Source organism: Ruegeria sp. SAZA006 (genome assembly GCF_059613465.1).
The window spans coordinates 541,840-562,453 of record NZ_JBXWSO010000014.1; the positions used below are offsets into that span (position 1 = coordinate 541,840).

Consider the following 20,614-nt stretch of genomic DNA (forward strand, 5'->3'; position numbering starts at 1 on the left):
CAATAGATTGAGGCCAACAGAAGATTCGCGGAGACAAGATGCTGAAAAGCAAGGCTTCTCAAAACTCGCTGGACCAACGGAATGCCACGCGCCTTCGGGTGTTGGAGCATATCCGAACCAAGGGGTCGATTTCGCGGATCGATATCGCATCGGCCCTGCAGACCAGCCCGGCCACCGTCACCGCCGCAACCGCTGACCTGATTTCCGCCGGCCTGGTCCGAGAGACCGAGGGCGAGGCGCATTCCAGATCGGCCAAACGCGGGCGGCCGCGGGTTCTTCTGCAACTGGACGGGCCCTCCTATCTTGTGGCGGGCCTCAAGGTCGCGCGTCAGGTCATCTCGGTCATTCTGGTCGATTTCGAAGGCAACGAAGTCACCTCGCACATGTACGCCCTGCAAGATGCCAGAATGTCTCCACGCGATTTCGTCCGCACCGTGCGCCTTGCGCTTGAGGAGACCTGCGCAAAGATCGACCGTACGATCGACGGGCTTTCAGGTGTTTCCATAGGCATCGCCGGTTTGGTCGATGCCGAGAGGAATTTCGTGCACTGGTCATCTTCGATCACCGAGCGCAATGTGAACTTCGCCGCGTTTCTGGACGAAGGCCTGCCCTGCCCGGCCTTCATTGAAAACGATGCAAACCTGGTGGCCAAGGCCGAACAGCTCTTCGGCTTGGGCAAGGGCCTGTCGAACTTTCTTGTCGTCACGATCGAACACGGTGTCGGACTGGGCATCGTTCTGGACGGCAAGCTGTTCCGGGGCAACCATGGCTGCGGGGCCGAATTCGGGCACGCCAAGGTCCAGTTGGACGGGGCGCTGTGCCAATGCGGGCAACGGGGATGCCTCGAGGCTTATGTCGGCGACTATGCATTGATCCGAGAAATGACGGTCGCCGGGCAAAGCAGCGCGCTGGAAACCGTTTCCGACATTCACGACCGCGCGCACGCCGGGGACCAACGGGCGATTTCCGTTCTGGCCCGCGCGGGCCAGATGTTTGGCTTGGGCCTGTCCAACCTCATCAATCTGTTTGCCCCCGATTGCATCATTCTGTCGGGAGCCCAGGTCAGCTTTGAGCACCTGTGTTCGGACGACGTGATGGCGCGCATTCGAAACGGAGTTGTGAATGTCGACACCGCCCTGCCCGAGATCAAGGTACATCATTGGGGCGACCTCATGTGGGCCAAGGGCGCGGCGGCCTACGGGATCGAACAAGTGTCGATCCTAAAGGTGCAAGAGATCGCAGCCCATGCGAGCTGAACTCGCCTTGGTGGCGGCCTTCGCCACGACCGCCAGTGCCGATCCTGCCATCCCCCGATATCAACCGATCGACATTCCCTCTCATGTCTACGACGGCGGCTGGGAGCATTTCGTGGGTGGCGGCGTCGCGGTTTTCGACTGCAGCGGGGACGGCTTGCCGGAACTCTTCCTTGCTGGTGGGGCGAACCCATCGCAGCTGTTCCGAAACACCTCTCAGGCGCAAATCTCCTTTCAGGCAAACACGCCGGAGCCGCTGTCACTGACAGGTGTGACCGGCGCGTACCCGATGGACATCGACGGCGATACCATCCTGGACCTTGTGGTTCTGCGCGTTGGGGCGGACCTGTTGCTCAAAGGTGGGCCCGATTGCCAGTTCAGCCCATTCGCGGGGCTTGGGTTTGACTCCGATGACCATTGGACCACGGCCTTCTCGGCAACGTGGGAACCCGGGCAGACACTGCCCACTCTGGCCTTCGGAACCTATGTGGACCGCGACAATCCGAATGGCCCATTCGAGGCCTGCGGCCCCACTTTGCTGTACCGCCCCCTTGGCGAAACCTATGGCCCGCCCGCCAGCCTGGAACCCGGATACTGTGCGCTGTCGGCTTTGTTCTCGGATTGGGGGCGGACCGGGCGCGCGGATCTGCGGATCAGCAACGATCGGCACTACTATGTCCGAGACGGACAGGAACAGATGTGGGCGATGGAAGATACTCCGCGCCTGTATGATCAGGCCGAAGGCTGGCTGCCCTATTCGATCTGGGGCATGGGCATCGCGTCGCGCGATCTGACGGGGGATGGCTATCCCGATGTCTACCTGACCTCGATGGGAGATCAGAAATTCCAGATTTTCGACCCCGAAGCCGGCGGTCCCACATGGCGTGATGCGACCTATGACAAGGGCACGACCGCACACCGGCCGCACATCGGCGCGGACGGGCGACCATCGACCGGTTGGCACGCGCAATTCGCGGATGTGAACAACGATGGGCGTGACGACATTTTCGTCGCGAAGGGCAATGTCGAACAGATGCCGGATGCGGCGCAGGACGACCCCAACAGCCTGTTGCTGCACCTGGAATCCGGTCAGTTCTTCGAATCCGCGGCTGAGGCCGGTGTGGCATCGATGGCGAAATCTCGCGGCGCCGCACTGCATGATCTGAACAATGACGGCTGGCTGGACCTGGTTGTGGTCAATCGCGGATCACCCGCCGAAATCTATCAGAACCAGCCCGCCACAGGGAACTGGATCATGGTGGACCTGGGCCTGCACGACGTCAATTCTCAGGCCATCGGCGCCTTTGTCGAAGTCCGGACCGCTGCCGGAATTCAGACCCGCGAGATCACGATCGGCGGCGGCCATGCCAGCGGGATGGCAGGGCCGCAGCATTTCGGTCTGGGCAATGCCAAGACCGTGGACATTCGTGTCGTCTGGCCCGGCGGAGACCCCTCGGACTGGGAGACATACGACACCAACCGGATCATCCGACTGCGGCGCTGATCACTTGTCGACTGGCAGCCCACTGGGCACCCGCTGTGGTACACCCAGCCGTTCGGCGGGATCCTCCAGCGCGGCCAGAAAACTCAGGATGTCGTCAATCTCTGCATCTGACAGAGCAATCGGTTGCAACTCGTTGGCCGCAGCGATGGCATCGACCAAGGCCGGATCCTGTAGCGGCCGTTGATCATCGGCTCCGGGAAAGGCGGGCAGCTCTGCCATTTCGATCGAGTAGCGCCGCAACGCGCCTTCGGGGTCAAGGTGGTGCCTAACCACGTCCTCGAGCCGAGCATAGGCGCCATCGTGGCCATAGGGCGCAGTCAGCGTGACATTGCGCAGCGACGGCGTCCGGAACGCAAACGCATCTTCGGCTGCACCGGTTACGCGCAGTCGGCCATCATCTCGGACGTGGTTTTCAAACCGAGCAGCCTTTCCCGGGCCGATCTGCGGCATCGCGATCGCATAAAACCCGTGGTCGGTCTGAAACCACCCCGAATGGCACGATCCGCAACCGGCCTTGCCGTAAAACAGCTGCATGCCGCGCACCGCGTCGGGCGGCAGAGGTTCCTCTCCGCGCATCGCGCGATCAAAGGGGCTGTTGTCGGCACGCCATTCAAAGGCGATGAAATCGGCAATCGCGTTGGCGATGGCAACGAACGAGACCTCCTTTTCGGGGGTCACGTCGCGGAACATCCGTTGATATTCCGGAACCGCAGCCACCCGCCCGGCGATCAGGTCCCATGCACCACCCTGTTGCGTCAGAAGGCCCAGCCGTACCGCCTTGCTGATCGGGTTTTCCGAGTAATGTCCGGCCATCTCATCCGGCGACAGAACCGGGAACATGGCCTGAGCCGCCAATGCCGAGCGGAACCCCGGCCGCATATGCTGCCCCAACGGTGTTCTGATGCCGAAAGGTTGCTCTGGATCATCCTCTAGCCTGCCATCGTGGAAGAACGTCGTGAACTCGGTCGCGCCAAGGTTCCAAAGGGCCGGCGAATTACGCGGGATGCGCTGTTCGGGCAGGTTGTCGGGCCCAAGCCTGCGGTCGCTGCCCAGCCCCACCCCTCCTTCTCCGATGCCCAGCGACATCCCGTCCGAGGTCCCGAACCTTGGGTGGTGGCAGGTGGCGCAACTCATGTTTTCGTTTCCCGACAGGATCGGGTCGTAGAACAGCATTTGACCCAGCTCCACGATGGCAAGGTCGGGCTCGATGAACTCGGGAGGCGGGCCCAGGTTCTGGGCCGCTGTCCCGGTGGCAAAGCTGGCGAGAACAGCCAAGGCCGATAAGGAACGGATCACGCTCATGCCACTGCCTCGGATATCTCGAGCATCAGCGTCTGGTGATACGGCTTGTCGGGCGTGCATATGATCGAGGGGAACGCGGGGACGTTCGGCGCATTCGGATAGCCTGATGGTTCGATACAGACCCCGGCATGCAGCGCAAATGGCGCGGACAGATGGGCGGCAGAGTAGACTTGCGCCCCGGGCTGATCTGAATGGACCGTCATCGTCAGACCCGACGGCGCCGCAAGGGTGGCAACCGGTTGGGCCACCTTGCCGCCGGTGCCGAACAGGAAGAAGTGATCGAGGTCCGTGGCGACCTGCCCGATCGGCTGGGAGGCCGAGAAATCCAGCCCGACGGATGCAGAGTCGACGATCCCGCCATGCGGTATCCCCTGATCGTCCAGCTCCAAGTGACGATCCGACGCCAACTGCAATCGGTGCTCAGAGATGCCTTGAGCAGACCCCAACGTGTAGTAGTTGTGTTGCGCGATGCTGATCGGTGTCGGCCTGTCCGGCCAGGCGGAGATCGAATATGTCAGGCGAGGGAATTCCAACCGGACCCTGACCTCGAAGCGCACAGCCCCCGGAAATCCGCCCACGCCGTGAGGCGAGACATGGACCAGCACCGCCTCGCGCGGCGAGAGCTGCTCGACCTGCCAAAACTGGCGCGAGAGCCCTTCATGCCCCCCATGCAGCGTATTCGACCCTTCGTTCGCAATAAGCGCATGATGGGTGCCGTCCAAATCGAACCCTGCGTCGCCGATCCGGTTGGCGACCCGCCCGACGAGCGCGCCCAGATAGAACGGGTCGTTCAGGTATTCGGTCGGGTCGTCATAGCCAAGGATCAGCGGTTGGCCCTTGTACCACCACCCTTGCGTGATCGCCCCATAGCCCAGCAATGACACCCGCATGTCCCCGTCTTGCAGGACGATAACCGGGATATCAGTGCAATCAGTGCGACTTTTGTTCATCATCCAGCCAATGGCGCCAGGGCCGTGTAATACGCTTTGTATCGTCTGTAGGCGCTGTCATAGGCTTCGGTCAAATCACTCTGCGGTTCAATGATGGCGTCGATCTCTGGCGAGGTCATGACCTGTTCGGGCGTTGCGTCCCCGGCGGCGCACATGGCCAACCGCGCGGCACCAGTTGCAGCCCCGAATGCGCTCCCCTTGGGCAGGGCCAGCGACACATTCAGCGTGGTGGCGATGGTCTGAAGCCAATACCGGGACCGCGCACCGCCACCTACGGCAATCAACTGCGACGGTTCGGTGCCTGTGCTCCTCAGTGCCTCAAGGCAATCGCGCATTGCGAAACCGACGCCCTCCATCACCGCCTGCACCAGATCCGCCGGCCCCGAGGCGATGTCGAGGCCCAGAAAAGCCCCTCGGATGGCGCTGTCATTGTGCGGCGTCCGCTCGCCGGACAGGTAGGGCAGAAAGGTCAGCGCCGACGGCCCGCTTGGCTGGGCGGGAAGCGCCCCGGCCAGCGCCTCGACCGGCTGGCCGAGGTTGCGCGACAGCCAGTTCAGGCTGTTGGTCGCCGACAGGATGACGCCCATCTGTATCCACCGGTGAGGCACCGCATGGCAAAAGCAATGAACCGCTGTCTCGGGCGCCGGTGCATAGCTGTTCCGGGCCATCAGCAGCACACCCGAGGTGCCAAGGGACAAAAACCCGGCCCCCTCGTCGATGCTGCCGATACCGCAAGCGGCCGCGGCGTTGTCGCCAGCGCTGCCAGCGACCACAACCGGGCCGGACAGCCCCCATTCCCGAAGCAGTTCCTCCCGCAGCTCGCCACCGGGGTCGGTGCCCTCGACCAGCCGCGGCATCTGATCGGGCCTCATGTGACCCAACTCCAGCGCCCTGTCCGACCAGTCCCGCGCGCCGACATCCAGCCAGGACGTTCCCGCGCTGTCGGACATGTCACTGACATACTCCCCGGTCAGCCAGAACCGCAGATAATCCTTCGGCAACAACACCATGGCGGTCCGGGCGAACAGGTCGGGTTCATGGGCACGGACCCATTCCAGCTTGGGCGCGGTGAACCCGGGAAACACGATATTGCCCGTGATCTCGCGCATCCCGGGGGTCTGGTCCAATTCTTTGGCCTCTTGCGCGGATCTGGTGTCATTCCACAGAATGCACGGCCGCAGGACGGCGCTGTCCCGATCCAAAAGCGTTGCGCCGTGCATATGGCCGCTCAGTCCGATCGCCCGCAGTTGCGCCAGCGCATCGCCGTTCGTCTCACGCAGTCGGCCCATTACGGTTACACAGGCGTCGATCCAGTCCTGCGGGGCTTGTTCGGACCAGCCCGGTTGCGGGTTCGACGTGGCGATCTCAGCCTCGGCCTCGGCCAGAACCTGCCCGGCCTCGTCCACAAGAATTCCCCTGAGACCCGAGGTCCCCAGATCCAAACCCAGATACACGAGACGCGCCCTCACCCACATTATTTTAGTTGGTAAAATTATTAACCGAGATCAGAAAATGTCAACACCGGAATCCGGCGTTCATATTCATGCGACGCAAATAGGGCGGAATGCCCGGCCCTCACCCGGCTTCTTTGATCGGCAGCAGATCAAAAGGTTCTCCGCCAAAACGCTGTTTGCGCGCTGAAGACGTAGTTCGCTACAGGTTGCCAACTTTAGCGGATGCTGCCCTATATCTCCGAGATCAAGGTGGGTGTCTCGTTGCATGACGACGCCAGCATGCGGCATGTCTGAATTTCGACCAGCAAGAAAAACGCGCGCGTTCTTTGGGTTACGTCCATCAGGTTTGACGGATGGTGACATCCCCTTTCCCGGCGAGCAAGCCTCAAGGATCCAGGCGCAGGCACAGCCAGATCAGAAAACCCAAGTAAAGAAAGACGGTGACGTTCAGAACGGTATCCAGAAACTCGCCTGTCATGGCCCTTCCTCCCGCGCCAGCACCCGGAACAGACAGACCACCAGAACCGGAACGATGAAAACAAAGGCGATCGCCGAAATTGCGATGACAGATCGCACCAGCCCGATATCTCCGACAAAGACCATGGCAAGCCCCAACGCACCCAGAATTGCCCCCCACACCGTGCGGATCCGGGGAGACGGGTTTTCATCTCCACCGGTTCCGATCATCGCAAGGGTAAATCCGGCGCTGACAACGCTGGTGACCACAAACAGAAACGCCGCGACGATGGTCGCTGTCTGCGTTAGCCCCGACAGTGGAAACCGCTGAAGCAAAGCGAATGTGATCGCATCCAGGTTCTGCTGATTGACCACGGACAAGGAACCTTGCTGCCGCAGCGCGTCAAAAAAACCAAGCCCACCAAACACGCCAAACCAAAGGATCGAGAACAAGGTTGGTGCGACGATCACACCCAAAAGAAACGCCCGGATCGTTCGGCCTCGGGAAATCCGGGCAATGAAGATACCGACGAATGGCGACCAGGCCAGCCACCAGATCATGTAGTTCAGCGTCCAATCCTGAAACCAGTTGACGAGGTCGTCACCAAAGAACTGGGCCGTGGCAAACCCTGCGGGCAGAACGTGGAACACGTATCTCCCGAAGCCGCTCACGATACCGTTCATCAGGTATGAGGTGGGGCCAAGGATCAACAGGTAGATCATCATTGCCACGGCGATAAGCATCGCAGCATTGGACAGTTTGGCCATGCCGTCCCCCAGGTCCCGGCGCAGAGGGATGACAAAGGCCACACACATGGCGAAAAAGACCGGAAGCGTCAGAGCCGCCGAATCCGCCAAGCCAAGCAATCCGGCCAGCCCGGTTTGCACCTGAAACACCCCAATGGCCAGCGAGCCAGCCAACCCCACGGCAATGGCAACGATTGACAGAAGATCAAAGCCCCAGCCCATCGCCCGAACCCACGGGGCCGACCCCAGAGCGTCGTTCAACGGCGCGCTCAGCAGCAGAGTGCCCCCACGGCGGAACGCGAAATAGGCAATGATCAGACCGACCACCCCGTAGATTGCCCAGGCATGAAAGCCCCAGTTCAGGTAGGTTACGAACAGCGCGTATCCGGCGGCCCTCGGATCTGGCTCGTATTTTCTGAGCTCTTCGAAATGGGTCAGCGGCTCGGCCGCACCATAAAACAGCAGCCCAACCCCCATCCCGGCCGCAAACAGCATGGCGATCCATGCGGGAGTCGAAAACTCGGGCTCGGCACCATCCGGCCCCAACCGGATGCGCCCAAAGCGCGAAAAGGCCAGAAACAGCGCAACGAACAACAGACCGCTGGCCTCGAGCATGATGAACCAACCCCGGCTTACGAACTGCGTCGCAACCGCGGCAGACGCCAACCGGCCCAGCCCCGCCGGGTCGACAAGACCCCAAATCGCAATGCCTGCGCTGATCGCAAGCGCGATGACAAGCAGCGAGTTGGTAAATGTGCGGCGCATGGGCTTTGGTCCTTGGATTTGATCCAAAGCCGAGCGTAGAGACCCGCTTGCAACCTGTCCAGAAATCAACTCTTTCGAGAATTTTGTTTGAGAACAGCTGAATATCTGTGCCTAATGGCGGAACCGACCAACGGTGGCGGGCCGCAACGGCGCTGAGCCCGCAGGAGACGTGCATGGCAACTCAACCCAAGGCCGACAACCAGCGCGCGGGCAAGCTTGGGCTGACCTTCTGGTATCAGCTGGTTGTTCTGCTGTTTCTGACCATCGCGTCATTGGTGCTGGCGTCCTCGGTTCTGATACCGCTTTCCTTCGCCATACTGTTGTTTGTGCTGCTCACTGCAACATCTGACCGGATCCACCGGATCGTCATTCTGGGCCATTCCGTACCGAAATGGATGGCGCATCTTGGGGCCTTGTGCCTGATCCTGTTTGGATTGCTGATCATCCTGTCGATCCTGTCCAGCCAGGCCGGTCTGGTGTCCGAGGCTTTTCCGAAATACGAAGAGCGCCTGTCCGGTATTCTGGCAAAACTTGTCGCCCTCGTCGGCAACGAGAACTATGCCGCGGCCCAGAAAGCGCTGAGCCAGATCAACCTGTCGGGTTTTGCCGGCAGCATCATCGGGTCCGCTGGCGCCTTTCTCAGCGCCTTTTTCCTTGTGCTGCTCTATGTGCCGTTCATGCTGGTCGAACGCCTGCCGATGCAGACCAAGATTGACCTCGCGATCTCGGATCCAACGCTTGCCAACAAAGTTCGCAACGTGCTGCACAGCACGTCCGCCAGCATCCAGCGTTATGTCGGGATCAAGACTTTCGTCAGCGCGCTAACCGGGTTCGGCAGCTTTCTTGTCATGTGGGCGGTCGGGTTGGATTTCGCCGAGACCTGGGCGGTTCTGGCCTTTCTGTTGAATTTCATCCCCACGGTCGGATCCATCATCGGTGTCGCCCTGCCCTCTCTGGTCGCTCTTGTCCAGTTCGAGGAGCTTAGCCCGTTCCTGATGGTGCTGTTGGGGTGCGGGGCCGTGCAATTCTCGGTCGGCAATATTCTCGAGCCGACCTTGCTGGGCAAAAGCCTGAACCTGTCCCCGCTCATGGTCATACTGGCCCTGACATTCTGGACCGCGATCTGGGGCATTCCCGGTGCGCTGATGAGCGTTCCGATCACTGTCTGCATCATGATCATTCTGACCCACATTCCGGCCACCCGCCCCATCGCCATACTGATGTCGGGCGATGGCCGTGTGGGTCCCAAGGGCTGATCTCGATGCTGCCAATCCGGATTATCGGCCCATCGCCCGCGCGACTGGCCGCTTCACGAAAGGACAACGCCAATGGTTACCAAAGCGGAACTTGAACAGCAGGTCGCTGAGTTGAAGCGACAGCTTGAAGAGCAGGCCGAGGACAGAAAGTCGGGCGCGCGCAAGGCGGGCGAAAAGGTGAAAGAGGCCGTCCAGGACATTCCCGATAAGTTGTCGGCCGAGTTCGAAGACTGGTCCGGTGAGATAGAGACCGCGCTGGCCGAGCTGGATGCCATGCCACACAAGAAAGCCATCCTGTTCGCCCTGGGCGTTTTTGCTCTGGGCTACGTGATCGGTCGGTCCAGGTAGGAGACAGTCAGATGAGCCGTATTTCCCGAAACATTTCCATCATCCTGCGCACCGAACGGCTGATCGCTCAGCGGAACATGACCGTCTTGGCCAAACGCGCGGGCTTTTTCGCCGCAGCCGGATTGGCGGGCGGATTGGCCATAATCATGCTGAATGTCGCGGGCTATCTTGCTCTGGCGTCAGTGATGTCCAAGCCGTTGGCTGCCTTGGTCATCGCCCTGATCAACCTGATCGTGGCGCTGATACTCGCGGCCATCGCCAACTCGGTCAGCGCCGAGGCCGACACTACGCCAGTAGCAGAGCTGCGCGACATGGCGATCGGCGATATCGAGGCCGAGGTTCAGGACATGATGTCAGAGGCTCGCGAGACGGTTCGCGACCTGAAAACCGTCTCGCGCGACCCTCTGGGAACGATTGCCCCCGGGTTGGTGACAATGATCGCAAGCGCCGTTCTGAAACACCTGAAGAACCGCAAAGAGTAGGCGGCGACTGCCGCCCTAGACCGTCGCTCCTTTTTGGCGGATCAAGCAACCAATGCTGCTGGCGCACACACCGACCAAAACGCCGATGATCAGTTCCATGGGCTCGACCTTGGCAAAGGTCCAATGCGCAAAAGCCAGCGTTTCCAGTATTCCGATCACCGCGCCCATGGTCGCGGCCAACCACAGTTGGCGGGTCATCATGCCCACCGCAAGGCCCAGAATGCCGGGCAGGCTCAGGATGTTGCCGCCGATTGTTCCAAGAATCTCAAGCATGTCGTGCCACTCCTAGTCGGATGTGCTGTTCAGGAATGACCGGATCTCGGCCGCGCCGGTACTCTGCGCCACCTCGGTGCCGGTCACCGGATCCAGCGAGGCGACCACTTTCTGATACTCCTCCAGATAGCCCGGCGGCAGGCTGTGCGCGATGCCCTGGTGGCAGTCGATGCAGGTCATGTTCTCGTCGATCGCACGCTGGTGTTCGTTGGCGGCGCGCGTCTCCTGAATGGTGAAGTCCATGTATTCGAAATTGTGACAGTTGCGGCATTCGCGGCTGTCCGAGGCCTTCATCTTTTTCCACACGGCCGAGGCCATCTGCAGGCGGTGATCCTCGTATTTCTCGGGCGTGCTGATGGTGCCGACCAGCTCGTGATAGACGTCTTTCACCGCCATGATCTTGGCTTCGATTTTGAAGCTCCATTCCTTGGGCACGTGGCAATCGGAACAGATGGCCCGTACGCCGGAATGGTTGTTGTAGTGGATGGTTTCCCGGTATTCGCCAAGGTTGGTTTCCATCGTGTGGCACGAGACGCAGAATTCTTCGGTATTCGTCATCTCAAGCGTCCAGTGGAACCCACCCCAGAACAGGATGCCGGCCAGAAAGCCCGCCAGAACCAGAAAGCCTGCGCTGAACGCGGCGGCCGGTGTCCAGATCCACGCCCAGATGCGACCGATCAAGCCGCGCTTTTCAGGAGAGTCTGCCATATTCGGTGCTCCTTTCAGTCCAAAGCTGGATCAGTTTCCGGCCGAGGGCTGGAACAGGTTGTCGACCAGGGCCGGCGCATCCGCCTGCGGCACATGGCACTGGTTGCAGAAATACCGGGTGCCCGCGATCTGATCGAGCTCGTTGCCTTCGCGATCCAGATAGTGGGTCATCGACAGGGTCGGCGCGTTGCGCTCACCGGCCTTGGTCCAGTCGTGGCAGGACAGGCACTGATTGGTGCGGATGTCGATTTGGTACTGGTCGATCTTGTGCGGAATCAGCGGAGGCTGCTGGCGATAGTTGCGCTGCATGCGCCCTTCGATGTTGCGGTGCACATCATCTAGGATGGCCGGATCATCGATGTCCACGCCTCGCAACGTGGTCACGGACGCGGATTGCGCAAAGGCAAGCCCGGTCACAAGAAGAACAGGGATCAGGGCTATTGCGCCTGTCGCTATTGATTTTTTCATCTTGGCACTCCCTTAGGCAGGTCTGGCGGCGCGCGGTTCTGGCGCGGCGGCTGGATCGGGTGGCGCGACGACGGCGTCATCGAACCGGTGGGTAAGTTTGAAGACATCGACCGAGCACACATCGATGCAGCGGCCACATGTGGTGCAATCGGGCGACAGGATCAGCGGGCTGGATCCCGGCTTGCCCTTCAGTGCGGGCGAGATCACCTGGTTTTCCGGGCAGACCGCATAGCAATCCATGCAGTCGTCACAGGCGGCACGGTTGGTGGCGCTGACCCGCAGCAGGCTTTTGGCGCCGATCAGGCCGTAGAAGGCCCCGACCGGGCAGATATGGCCACACCAGCCATGCCGGGCCACGAACAGGTCAAAGACAAAGATCGCCACGACCATCGCCCAGACAAAACCCATGCCAAAGACCAGCCCGCGGTGCAGCATGGTGATGGGGTTCACCAGTTCCCATGCAATCACGCCGGTCAGGGCGGACACGATCAAAACGGTCGCCAAAATCCACAGCCGGGTGCTGCGTTTGGGCTGCCAGCCTTTGGGCAGATCCAGCCGACGGTGCAGCCAATGCGCGGCATCCGTGACCGGGTTGATCGGGCACACCCACGAGCAATAGACCCGCCCTCCGATCAGCGCATAGGCCAACAGCACGATCAGCCCGCCGATCAAAGCGGTCATTTCCGGCCAGTGGCCGGCCACCAGCCCCTGCAGCAGGATGAACGGATCGGTCAGCGGCAGCACGTTCAACGTCAGCGAACCGGCCAGCGTGCCCTTGACGATCCAGATGCCGAACCACGGCCCCAGCAGGAACAGGACCAGAAAGAACAGCTGACTGAACCGCCGCAGCAGCAGGAACCGATGAGCGCCGAACCATCCCTTGACCTCGCGGGCCTCGTGCCCGACGGGCATATGTGTCCGCGCCGTCATTGGCCTGCCCCCGGAAGGTTGTAGCCCGGTTCGTATCCGCCCGGCGCGGCAAGGTTGTCCGCGCCCGGTCCGGGCAGGCGATCGGGCAGATCGATGATGCCTTCGACCAGCGGCCCGCCCTTTTCGGCCTTTTCTTCCCATCCCTTGCGGTAATGTTCGGCCGAACTGCCGCGCGCCAGGCGGGCGGGCAAAACCTTGATCGCTGCCTCGGGCAGAACGCAGCTTTTCTCGCAGACGCCGCAGCCGGTGCAGCGGTCGGCATGAACCGTCGGTGCAAAGATCGCATGGTGGCCGGACCGGTCGTTGTGCGACAACTCCAGCGTGATCGCCTCGTCGATGACGGGGCAGACCCGATAGCACACGTCGCAGCGCAGCCCCAGGAAGTTCAGGCAGTTCTCCTGGTCCACAAGAACCGCAACACCCATCTTGGCGTCGTCAATGTCCTGCAACCCCTTGTCCAGCGCCCCGGTCGGGCAGGCCGCAACACAGGGGATGTCTTCGCACATTTCGCAGGGCACGTCGCGGGCGATGAAATACGGCGTACCGGTCGCCACCGCATCGACGCCCAACTCGGCCAGCTTCAGCGTGTCATAGGGGCAATCGCGGACGCAAAGCCCGCAGCGGATGCAGGCCCCCAGAAAGCCATCTTCGGGCAACGCCCCCGGTGGGCGCAAGGCCTCGGCTGGCAGGGCGCGGGCGTCGCGGGCCAGATAGGCCAGCACCGACCCGGCGACCAGACAGCCACCCGCCGCGCGCGCCGAGTCCTGCAGGAACCGGCGCCGTTGCGGCGAAAGAGGTTTGCCGACCAGAGACATCACACGCGACCTTTGCGCCCCCTGTCCTTACGCCCGCTCGACCTTGCAGGCGCATTTCTTGAAGTCCGTCTCTTTGGACAGCGGGCAGGTCGCATCCAGCGTCAGCTTGTTGGTAAGCTGGCCCTCGTCGAACCACGGCATGAACACGAGGCCACGCGGCACCTTGTTGCGCCCGCGGGTCTCGACCCGGCTGATCACCTCGCCGCGGCGCGTGGACAGCACGATCTCCTGCCCGCGGCGCACACCGCGTTCCTTGGCGTCCTCGGGGTGCATGAACACCACGGCGGCGGGGAAGGCGCGGTGAAGCTCCGGTACGCGGCGGGTCATCGACCCGGAATGCCAGTGCTCCAGCACCCGGCCGGTGCACAGCCACAGATCGAACTCTTCGTCCGGCTCCTCTGCTGCCGGTTCGTAGGGCGCAAAGATGATTTTGGCCTTGCCGTCTTTGTGACCATAGAATTTGACGCCGGCACCCTCAGGCACATAGGAATCGTAGCCCTCGCGGAAGCGATAGAGCGTCTCTTTCCCGTCCACGACCGGCCAGCGCAACCCGCGAGCCTGATGATAGGTTTCGAAGGGCGCCAGATCGTGCCCGTGGCCGCGGCCAAAGTTGGCATATTCCTCGAACAGGCCCTTCTGGACGTAGAAGCCGAAATGCTCGGACTCATCGTTGTGGAACCCTTCGGCGGTTTCCGACAGCGAATACTGGTCGATCTTGCCGTTGGCAAACAGCACGTCGAACAGGGTCTTGCCGCGATGCTCGGGCATCTTGGCCAGCAGCTCTTCGTCCCAAACCTCCTCGACGGTGAAGCGTTTCGAGAACTCCATCAGCTGCCACAGGTCCGACTTGGCCTCGCCCGGGGCCTTGACCTGCTGACGCCAGAACTGGGTGCGGCGTTCGGCGTTGCCATAGGCGCCTTCTTTCTCGACCCACATGGCGGTGGGCAGGATCAGGTCGGCCGCAACGGCAGTCACCGTTGGGTACGGATCCGATACGACGATGAAGTTTTCTGGGTTGCGATAGCCGGGATAGCCTTCCTCGTTGATATTGGGCGCGGCCTGCATGTTGTTGTTGCACTGCACCCAATAGACGTTCAGGTCACCATCCTTCAGCTTGCGGTTCTGCAGAACCGCGTGGAAACCCGGCTTGGGCGGAATGGTGCCTGCGGGAATGTTCCACTTGGTCTCGGTGATCTTGCGGTGTTCATCATTGGTCACCACCATGTCGGCGGGCAGACGGTGTGCAAAAGTGCCAACCTCGCGCGCGGTGCCACAGGCCGAAGGCTGACCGGTCAGCGAGAACGGCGAGTTGCCCGGCTCGGAGATTTTGCCCACCAGCAGGTGCACGTTGTACATCAACGAGTTCACCCAGGACCCGCGGGTGTGCTGATTGAAGCCCATGGTCCACAGACTCATGACCTTGCGGTTCGGGTCGGCATATTCCTTGGCCAGTTGCTCAAGCTGGTTCGCCGGCACGCCCGACAACTCGGAGACGTACTCCAGCGTGTAGTCGGCAACCGAGGCGGCGTATTCCTCGAACGAGATCGGCTCCAGCTTGCCCGAGTCCGGGTTCGCAGCGGCCTGTTGCAGCGGGTTGGTCTCGCGCAGGCCGTAACCGATGTCGGTAGCGGTCTTGGTGATGTTGACGTGGTTCTTGACGAACTCCTCGTTCACCGCGCCGGTCTGGATGATGTGGTTTGCGATGTAGTTCAGGATCGCCAGATCGGTCTGCGGCTTGAAGATGATACCGTTGTCGGCCAGCTCGAACGAGCGGTGCTCGAAGGTCGACAGCACATGTACCTGCGCGCCCGGCTTGGTCAGGCGCGTGTCGGTCAGGCGCGACCACAGGATCGGGTGCATCTCGGCCATGTTCGAGCCCCACAGCACGAACGTGTCGGCATGTTCGAGGTCGTCATAGCAGCCCATCGGCTCGTCGATGCCGAAGGTACGCATGAAGCCCACCACGGCCGAGGCCATGCAGTGCCGCGCGTTCGGGTCGATGTTGTTCGTGCGGAACCCGGCCTTCATCAACTTGGCCGCAGCGTAGCCCTCCCACACGGTCCACTGTCCCGAGCCGAACATGCCCACGCTGGTCGGGCCTTTCTTGGCCAGCGCCTCTTTCCACTTCTCGGCCATCACGTCGAAGGCTTCGTCCCAGCTGACAGGTTCGAAGTCACCGTTCTTGTCATAGACGCCGTTAGATTTGCGCAGCAACGGGGTGGTCAGACGGTCCTTGCCGTACATGATCTTGGACAGGAAATAGCCCTTGATGCAGTTCAGCCCCCGGTTCACCGGAGCGTCCGGGTCGCCTTGCGTGGCAACCACGCGGTCTTCCTTGGTGCCCACCAGAACCGAGCAGCCCGTGCCGCAGAACCGGCAAGGTGCCTTGTCCCAGCGGATGTCGGCATTGGCGACTTGGGCGGCAGCTTGGCCAGTCGCCAGCGGGATACCGGCCGCGGACGCTGTCGCGGCGGCGGCGGTTGCTTTCAGAAACGTACGGCGAGATTCGGAAATGGTCATGACAAGGGCCTCCGGCTGGAATCTTGGCTGGGAGTTTCGGGACGCGGACGGGTCTCCGCGAGATCTTCGAAATGGTGATAAGTCAGGGTCAGTGAAACGACCCCGGGGATCTGATGCAGGTCCATGATGATCTCGGACGCTAGCCGTGTCGGCGTGTCCTCGACGACGACAACGAACCGGCTGTCGTCGGATTCGGCATGGATTTCGACCCCGTCGAACGCGGTCATCGCCGACCGTGCCGCTGAGGTCTGGTCCGGCGCGACATGCACCAGGCATCCACAGATATTCATTCACGCACCTCCACTGTGGCGGGCTGGTATCTCTCGAGGGAAACGGCACCGGTCGGGCATGCGGCCGAGCAGGCCCCGCAACCGACACATGATGCCAGGTCCAGGTTCACTTCGGCGCGGCCTCCGGTTTTAAGGCGGAATCGGATGGCCCCTTGATCGCAGCTGTCCTGGCACACCCGGCAACTGACGCCATTTGCCGAAAGGCAGGTGTCGGACACTTTCGCGCGCCACGGCCACTCGGCGAACCGGTCCAGGCTCAATGCGTCGGTCTTGCAGGCATCCGCGCAGCCTCCGCAAAAGGTGCAGCCACCCTGCTGCGGCTGAAACACCGGCAAGCCCGCGTCGTCCATCGCCAGGACATCCTCGGGGCAAACCGAGACACAGTCGCCGCATCGAGTGCAGAGATCGTGGAAGTTTTCGCGCGCCGCTCCTGGCGGCCGCTTCACGCTGTCGTCTTCGCGAGGCAGGCGTCCTGTCAGGAACGCGCGCCTGCTGGCTACTGCAGACATGTGCCGCCCACCTGTTCTAGAAAAATTTGTGGTACTCCGTTCATGCTGCGTGGATAGCGGATACGAGTCAACTCTGACTTGATCTTGATCAGATTTGCTCATGGATTGAGCAACCGAATCCTTCCTGAAATCCAACTCTGGAAAGGCGCGGCACAAAGCTGATCCGAAAATCCGGAAACGGCGGATTGCGCAGTCACAATCGAATATTACTATAAAAAATGCAGACTCGACCCGGTGGTCTGTACTAGGCTGCCTGCGGGTGGATACTTCTGAGGGCACCAATGTCTGGCGACCTAAGGGAATGGCTGAGCGCCCTTGGGTTGTCCGATTACGCCCAAGCGTTCGCGGAAAACAAAATCGACTTTGCAATTCTTCCTGAACTTACGGGCGAGGATTTGCGCGAGATCGGGGTGACTGCCGTCGGCGACCGTCGCCGGTTGCTGCGCGCGATATCCGAGCTGGACGTCCCGGAAACCGTCGGCGCGTTTGAACCCGAGGTCGAACTGGAACCGGCAAAACGTCAGGTCACTGTTCTGTTCGCGGACCTGACCGGCTTTACCAAATTGTCCAGCGAACACGACGCCGAAGACATGCACGCGCTGCTGAATGCATTCTTCGGCAAGGTTGATCGCGCCGTCGAGAAATTTGGAGGCCGGATCGACAAGCATATCGGAGACGCCGTCATGGCGGTGTTCGGGGCGCCGATCTCGCACACCAATGACACCGAACGGGCGGCCCGCGCCGCGCTGGAGATTCACGCCGCGCTGCCCACACTTGACCCGCCCCTGTCGGGCCATATCGGCATCGCCTCGGGGCAGGTCATCGCCAGCACCACCGGAAGCGAGGCCCATACCGAATACACCGTGACCGGGGACGGCGTGAATCTTGCGTCCCGCCTGACCGACATTTCTGCGCCGGGTCAAACGCTGGTGTCGGACGACATCCAGCGCGCGCTTGGCCCACTGTTCGTGGGCGAGGCGATCGGCACCAAGGCAATCAAGGGCCTTAACAAGGAGGTCGGAATCTGGCGTCTGGACCGTCTGGCCCGGAACATTCGCACGCGGCGCCACAAATTCATCGGGCGGGAACGCGAGATGTCGTTGTTCTCGGCGACATTCGACCGGTGCCAGCGCCACGGAAAGGGTGAGGTTCACATCATTCTTGGCGAACCCGGTATCGGCAAGACCCACTTTTCGGAACAGGTGGCCGAGCTGGCCGCAAACCGGTCCTATTCGATCCACGGGGGCGTGGTGATGGATTTCGGCACACGCGAGGGACATTCGGCCATCCAGTCCATCGCCCGCAGCCTTCTGGGCCTCGACCCGACCGACGACTCCGATGCCAGCACCGCGGCCGCTCATGACGCGATCGACCGGGGGTGGATCAACCCCGCCAGTTCAGCCCATCTGAGCGCTTTGCTCGAACTTGAACAGGATCCCGGGCTGGCCGAAGTCTATGCCGCGATGGACAACGCCGCACGCATGCGGGGTCGGCGACAGGTCATCGACGAACTGCTGCAGGCCCGCAGCCGCGAGGCCCCCCTTCTGCTCCAGGTCGAGGACATCCATTGGGCGCCACCGGACATTCTGACCATGTGTTCTTACATGGCTGCCGCGACGCGGGACTTGCCTTGCGTTCTGATGATGACCAGTCGGGTCGAAGGCGATCCGATCGATCGGGAATGGCAGATGGGAACGGACGGTGCGCTGGTATCCAAGCTGGAGCTGTCACCGATGGGTGACGAACAGGCGCGGAAACTGGTCGAGGAATTCACCGCCATCGACCCCGAGCTGTTGGAAACCTGCGTGCAACGCGCCGGAGGCAATCCCCTGTTTCTCGAGCAACTGCTGCGCAATATCGACGGCCTGACCCGCGACACTGTCCCCGGCAGCATCCAAGGCATCGTGCAATCCCGTCTGGACGGGTTGGATCGTCGTAGCAGAACGGCGATTCAGGCAGCATCGGTTCTGGGACAGCGGTTCTCGCCCGAAGTTCTGAATTATCTGCTGGGTGAAGGCCATCTGGACACGTCCGACCTGATCCGATCGGCTCTGATCCGCGAGGCCGGGGCAGATCTGATGTTTGCGCATGCTCTGATCCGCGACGGATCCTACGCCACGTTGGTCAAGTCCGAGCGCGCCCGGCTGCACCGGCAGGCAGCAAGCTGGTACGAAGGCAAGGACGCCACCTTGCGCGCCCAACACCTGGACCGTGCCGACGCCTCCAACGCAGCCGAAGCCTATCTGGAGGCCGCTGAAAACCTGATCCAGGCCTTCCAGTTTGACGAGGCCAGCCCGCTGATCGAACGCGCGCTCGAGCTTTCGGCGCCGCCGGGTATCCGGTTTGACCTGATGTGTGCCCGGGCGGAAACCCATCGCCTTCAGGGCCTGTCGGACGAGGCCCTGAGCGAATTCAACGAAGCCGCCGCTCTGGCCGAGACTGACGCGCAGATCTGCCGCGTTCATATCGGTCTGGCACAGGCCGCGCGCCAGGCCAGCTTGTACCAGGATGCGCTGCACAGCCTCGACATCGCCGAGGCCGCCGCTGACCGCATCGGATCGGAACGGGATCTGGCCCAGATCAGCTATGTCCGCGGAAACATCTATTTCCCGCTGGGACGGGTCTCGGATGCTCTGCAAAGCAACGAAAAAGCGCTGACGCTGGCGCGCAAGCTGGAATCCGTTCGGCTTGAGGTCGGCGCGCTCAGCGGCTTTGGCGATGCAAATTTCATGAATGCGGCAATGCGCACCGCCGCAGGGTTCTACACTCAGGCCGTCGAAAGAGCGCGGGACAAAGGATTGGTCCGGGACCTGGCCGCCAACCTTCACAATCTCAGTGTTGCCCGCAGTTACTCCGGTGACGTGGCGCAGGGCCGGGCCGATGCGCAGGAAGCCATCGAAATCTCGCAGAAGTACTTTGCCTTCGTGCCGGAATGTGTCGCGCAGACCTGCTTGGGCGTCGCGTGCACCTTTCAGGATGACATGGACGGCGCGCTGCAGGCCTTCATCCGATCCGCCGATATCGCCCAGCGCGTCGGTGCCAAGCGACTCGAGGCTCAGGCGCTGGAACATCTGGCCCGGGCGCAGGTTTATGCCGGGCAAAGGCACGAGGCTGAACAGGTGGGGCGGCGCGCCGTGGAAATCGCATTGGAACATGGCCGCAACTTTGTCGGCCCCAAGGCACTGTCGGCATTGGCCTTGGCTTTGGACGATCCGGATGCCCAGGATGATTTGTTGGATCAGGGCGTCAGGATACTGGGTGAAGGCTGCGTTGGGCATAGCCACTTGCATTTCTACGCAGATGCCTGCGCCGTGATGCTGGCCCGCCAGGATTGGGACCGCGCGATCCGCTTTGCCGACGCCTTGTCCGAGTTCACCGCCCCAGAACCGCTGCCGATGGCCGATCTGTCCATCCGTCACACGCGCCTTCTGGCTGCGACCGGGCAACAGGGCCTCGCCCTGTCTGACCACGCCGAGTTTCCAGAACTTCGATCACAGTTCGACGATCTGGGCGTGGTGCGGTCGTTGATGGGGCATCTGGATTTCCCGGTGGCCGGGATGGCCGGTCAACCGACGGCATGAACC

18 protein-coding genes are annotated in these 20,614 nt (G+C 61.7%); 6 read left to right on the top strand and 12 right to left on the bottom strand.

Annotated elements, in window-relative coordinates; genetic code table 11:
• The first annotated feature begins 38 nt into the window (after positions 1-38).
• Both AC2FNZ_RS14805 and AC2FNZ_RS14810 read left to right on the top strand, forming a co-directional pair.
• A complete protein-coding gene (locus AC2FNZ_RS14805; protein WP_480752527.1) occupies positions 39-1,256 on the top strand; it encodes an ROK family protein in 1,218 nt (405 codons plus the stop codon).
• The gene (locus AC2FNZ_RS14810; protein WP_496841099.1) at positions 1,246-2,757 is read left to right on the top strand and encodes a CRTAC1 family protein; all 1,512 of its coding nucleotides are present in this window, start codon (positions 1,246-1,248) and stop codon (positions 2,755-2,757) included. Before AC2FNZ_RS14805 ends, AC2FNZ_RS14810 begins: the two co-directional genes overlap by 11 nt.
• Here AC2FNZ_RS14810 and AC2FNZ_RS14815 read toward each other — a convergent pair whose 3' ends face one another.
• The 4 genes from AC2FNZ_RS14815 to AC2FNZ_RS14830 form a co-directional block, all read right to left on the bottom strand.
• Positions 2,758-4,059 carry a cytochrome-c peroxidase gene (locus AC2FNZ_RS14815; RefSeq protein ID WP_496841100.1) on the bottom strand — a complete coding sequence of 434 codons (1,302 nt, stop codon included), beginning with the start codon at positions 4,057-4,059 and terminating at the stop codon, positions 2,758-2,760. It abuts the gene before it with no gap.
• Positions 4,056-5,012 (bottom strand): aldose epimerase family protein, encoded by a 957-nt coding sequence (locus tag AC2FNZ_RS14820; protein WP_496841101.1) that lies wholly within the window; start codon positions 5,010-5,012, stop codon positions 4,056-4,058. The genes AC2FNZ_RS14815 and AC2FNZ_RS14820 overlap by 4 nt, the downstream gene beginning before the upstream one ends.
• A complete protein-coding gene (xylB, locus tag AC2FNZ_RS14825) occupies positions 5,009-6,463 on the bottom strand; it encodes a xylulokinase (protein WP_496841102.1) in 1,455 nt (484 codons plus the stop codon). The genes AC2FNZ_RS14820 and xylB overlap by 4 nt, the downstream gene beginning before the upstream one ends.
• Before the next feature lie 474 nt (positions 6,464-6,937).
• On the bottom strand, positions 6,938-8,431 hold the full coding sequence (locus AC2FNZ_RS14830; RefSeq protein ID WP_496841103.1) for a BCCT family transporter: 1,494 nt from the start codon (positions 8,429-8,431) through the stop codon (positions 6,938-6,940).
• A 173-nt stretch (positions 8,432-8,604) separates the two neighbouring features.
• Here AC2FNZ_RS14830 and AC2FNZ_RS14835 point away from each other — a divergent pair, with 173 nt between their 5' ends.
• The 3 genes from AC2FNZ_RS14835 to AC2FNZ_RS14845 all read left to right on the top strand — a co-directional run bounded on the left by AC2FNZ_RS14835 (position 8,605) and on the right by AC2FNZ_RS14845 (position 10,517).
• Entirely contained in the window at positions 8,605-9,687 is a 1,083-nt protein-coding gene (locus AC2FNZ_RS14835; protein WP_496841104.1) for an AI-2E family transporter, read from the top strand.
• A 72-nt stretch (positions 9,688-9,759) separates the two neighbouring features.
• Positions 9,760-10,035: a hypothetical protein gene (locus AC2FNZ_RS14840; RefSeq protein ID WP_496841105.1), complete on the top strand. Its 276-nt coding sequence runs from the start codon at positions 9,760-9,762 to the stop codon at positions 10,033-10,035.
• A gap of 11 nt (positions 10,036-10,046) precedes the next feature.
• On the top strand, positions 10,047-10,517 hold the full coding sequence (locus AC2FNZ_RS14845; protein WP_093964457.1) for a phage holin family protein: 471 nt from the start codon (positions 10,047-10,049) through the stop codon (positions 10,515-10,517).
• A gap of 15 nt (positions 10,518-10,532) precedes the next feature.
• On the opposite strand, the gene AC2FNZ_RS14850 is transcribed toward AC2FNZ_RS14845, so the two are convergent.
• From AC2FNZ_RS14850 to napF, 8 genes are read right to left on the bottom strand one after another with little or no spacing between them, the layout of a single operon-like run.
• Positions 10,533-10,790 (bottom strand): hypothetical protein, encoded by a 258-nt coding sequence (locus AC2FNZ_RS14850; RefSeq protein WP_093964456.1) that lies wholly within the window; start codon positions 10,788-10,790, stop codon positions 10,533-10,535.
• 12 nt (positions 10,791-10,802) lie between these two features.
• Positions 10,803-11,498, bottom strand: a complete 696-nt coding sequence (locus AC2FNZ_RS14855) for a NapC/NirT family cytochrome c (RefSeq protein WP_170585062.1) — start codon at positions 11,496-11,498, stop codon at positions 10,803-10,805.
• Between the two features lie 30 nt (positions 11,499-11,528).
• Positions 11,529-11,966, bottom strand: coding sequence for a nitrate reductase cytochrome c-type subunit (locus AC2FNZ_RS14860; RefSeq protein WP_170339556.1), 438 nt, complete (start codon positions 11,964-11,966; stop codon positions 11,529-11,531).
• Positions 11,967-11,978: 12 nt separating this feature from the next.
• Positions 11,979-12,896: a quinol dehydrogenase ferredoxin subunit NapH gene (napH, locus tag AC2FNZ_RS14865; protein ID WP_496841106.1), complete on the bottom strand. Its 918-nt coding sequence runs from the start codon at positions 12,894-12,896 to the stop codon at positions 11,979-11,981.
• Entirely contained in the window at positions 12,893-13,711 is an 819-nt protein-coding gene (gene napG / locus AC2FNZ_RS14870; protein ID WP_170454116.1) for a ferredoxin-type protein NapG, read from the bottom strand. Before napG ends, napH begins: the two co-directional genes overlap by 4 nt.
• Positions 13,712-13,738: 27 nt before the next feature.
• On the bottom strand, positions 13,739-16,231 hold the full coding sequence (gene napA, locus AC2FNZ_RS14875) for a nitrate reductase catalytic subunit NapA (protein ID WP_496841107.1): 2,493 nt from the start codon (positions 16,229-16,231) through the stop codon (positions 13,739-13,741).
• Entirely contained in the window at positions 16,228-16,521 is a 294-nt protein-coding gene (locus AC2FNZ_RS14880) for a chaperone NapD (RefSeq protein ID WP_093964450.1), read from the bottom strand. Before AC2FNZ_RS14880 ends, napA begins: the two co-directional genes overlap by 4 nt.
• A complete protein-coding gene (gene napF, locus AC2FNZ_RS14885; protein WP_170339549.1) occupies positions 16,518-17,030 on the bottom strand; it encodes a ferredoxin-type protein NapF in 513 nt (170 codons plus the stop codon). The genes AC2FNZ_RS14880 and napF overlap by 4 nt, the downstream gene beginning before the upstream one ends.
• A 281-nt stretch (positions 17,031-17,311) precedes the next feature.
• Here napF and AC2FNZ_RS14890 point away from each other — a divergent pair, with 281 nt between their 5' ends.
• Positions 17,312-20,611, top strand: a complete 3,300-nt coding sequence (locus AC2FNZ_RS14890) for an adenylate/guanylate cyclase domain-containing protein (RefSeq protein WP_496841108.1) — start codon at positions 17,312-17,314, stop codon at positions 20,609-20,611.
• The last annotated feature ends 3 nt before the right edge of the window (positions 20,612-20,614 follow it).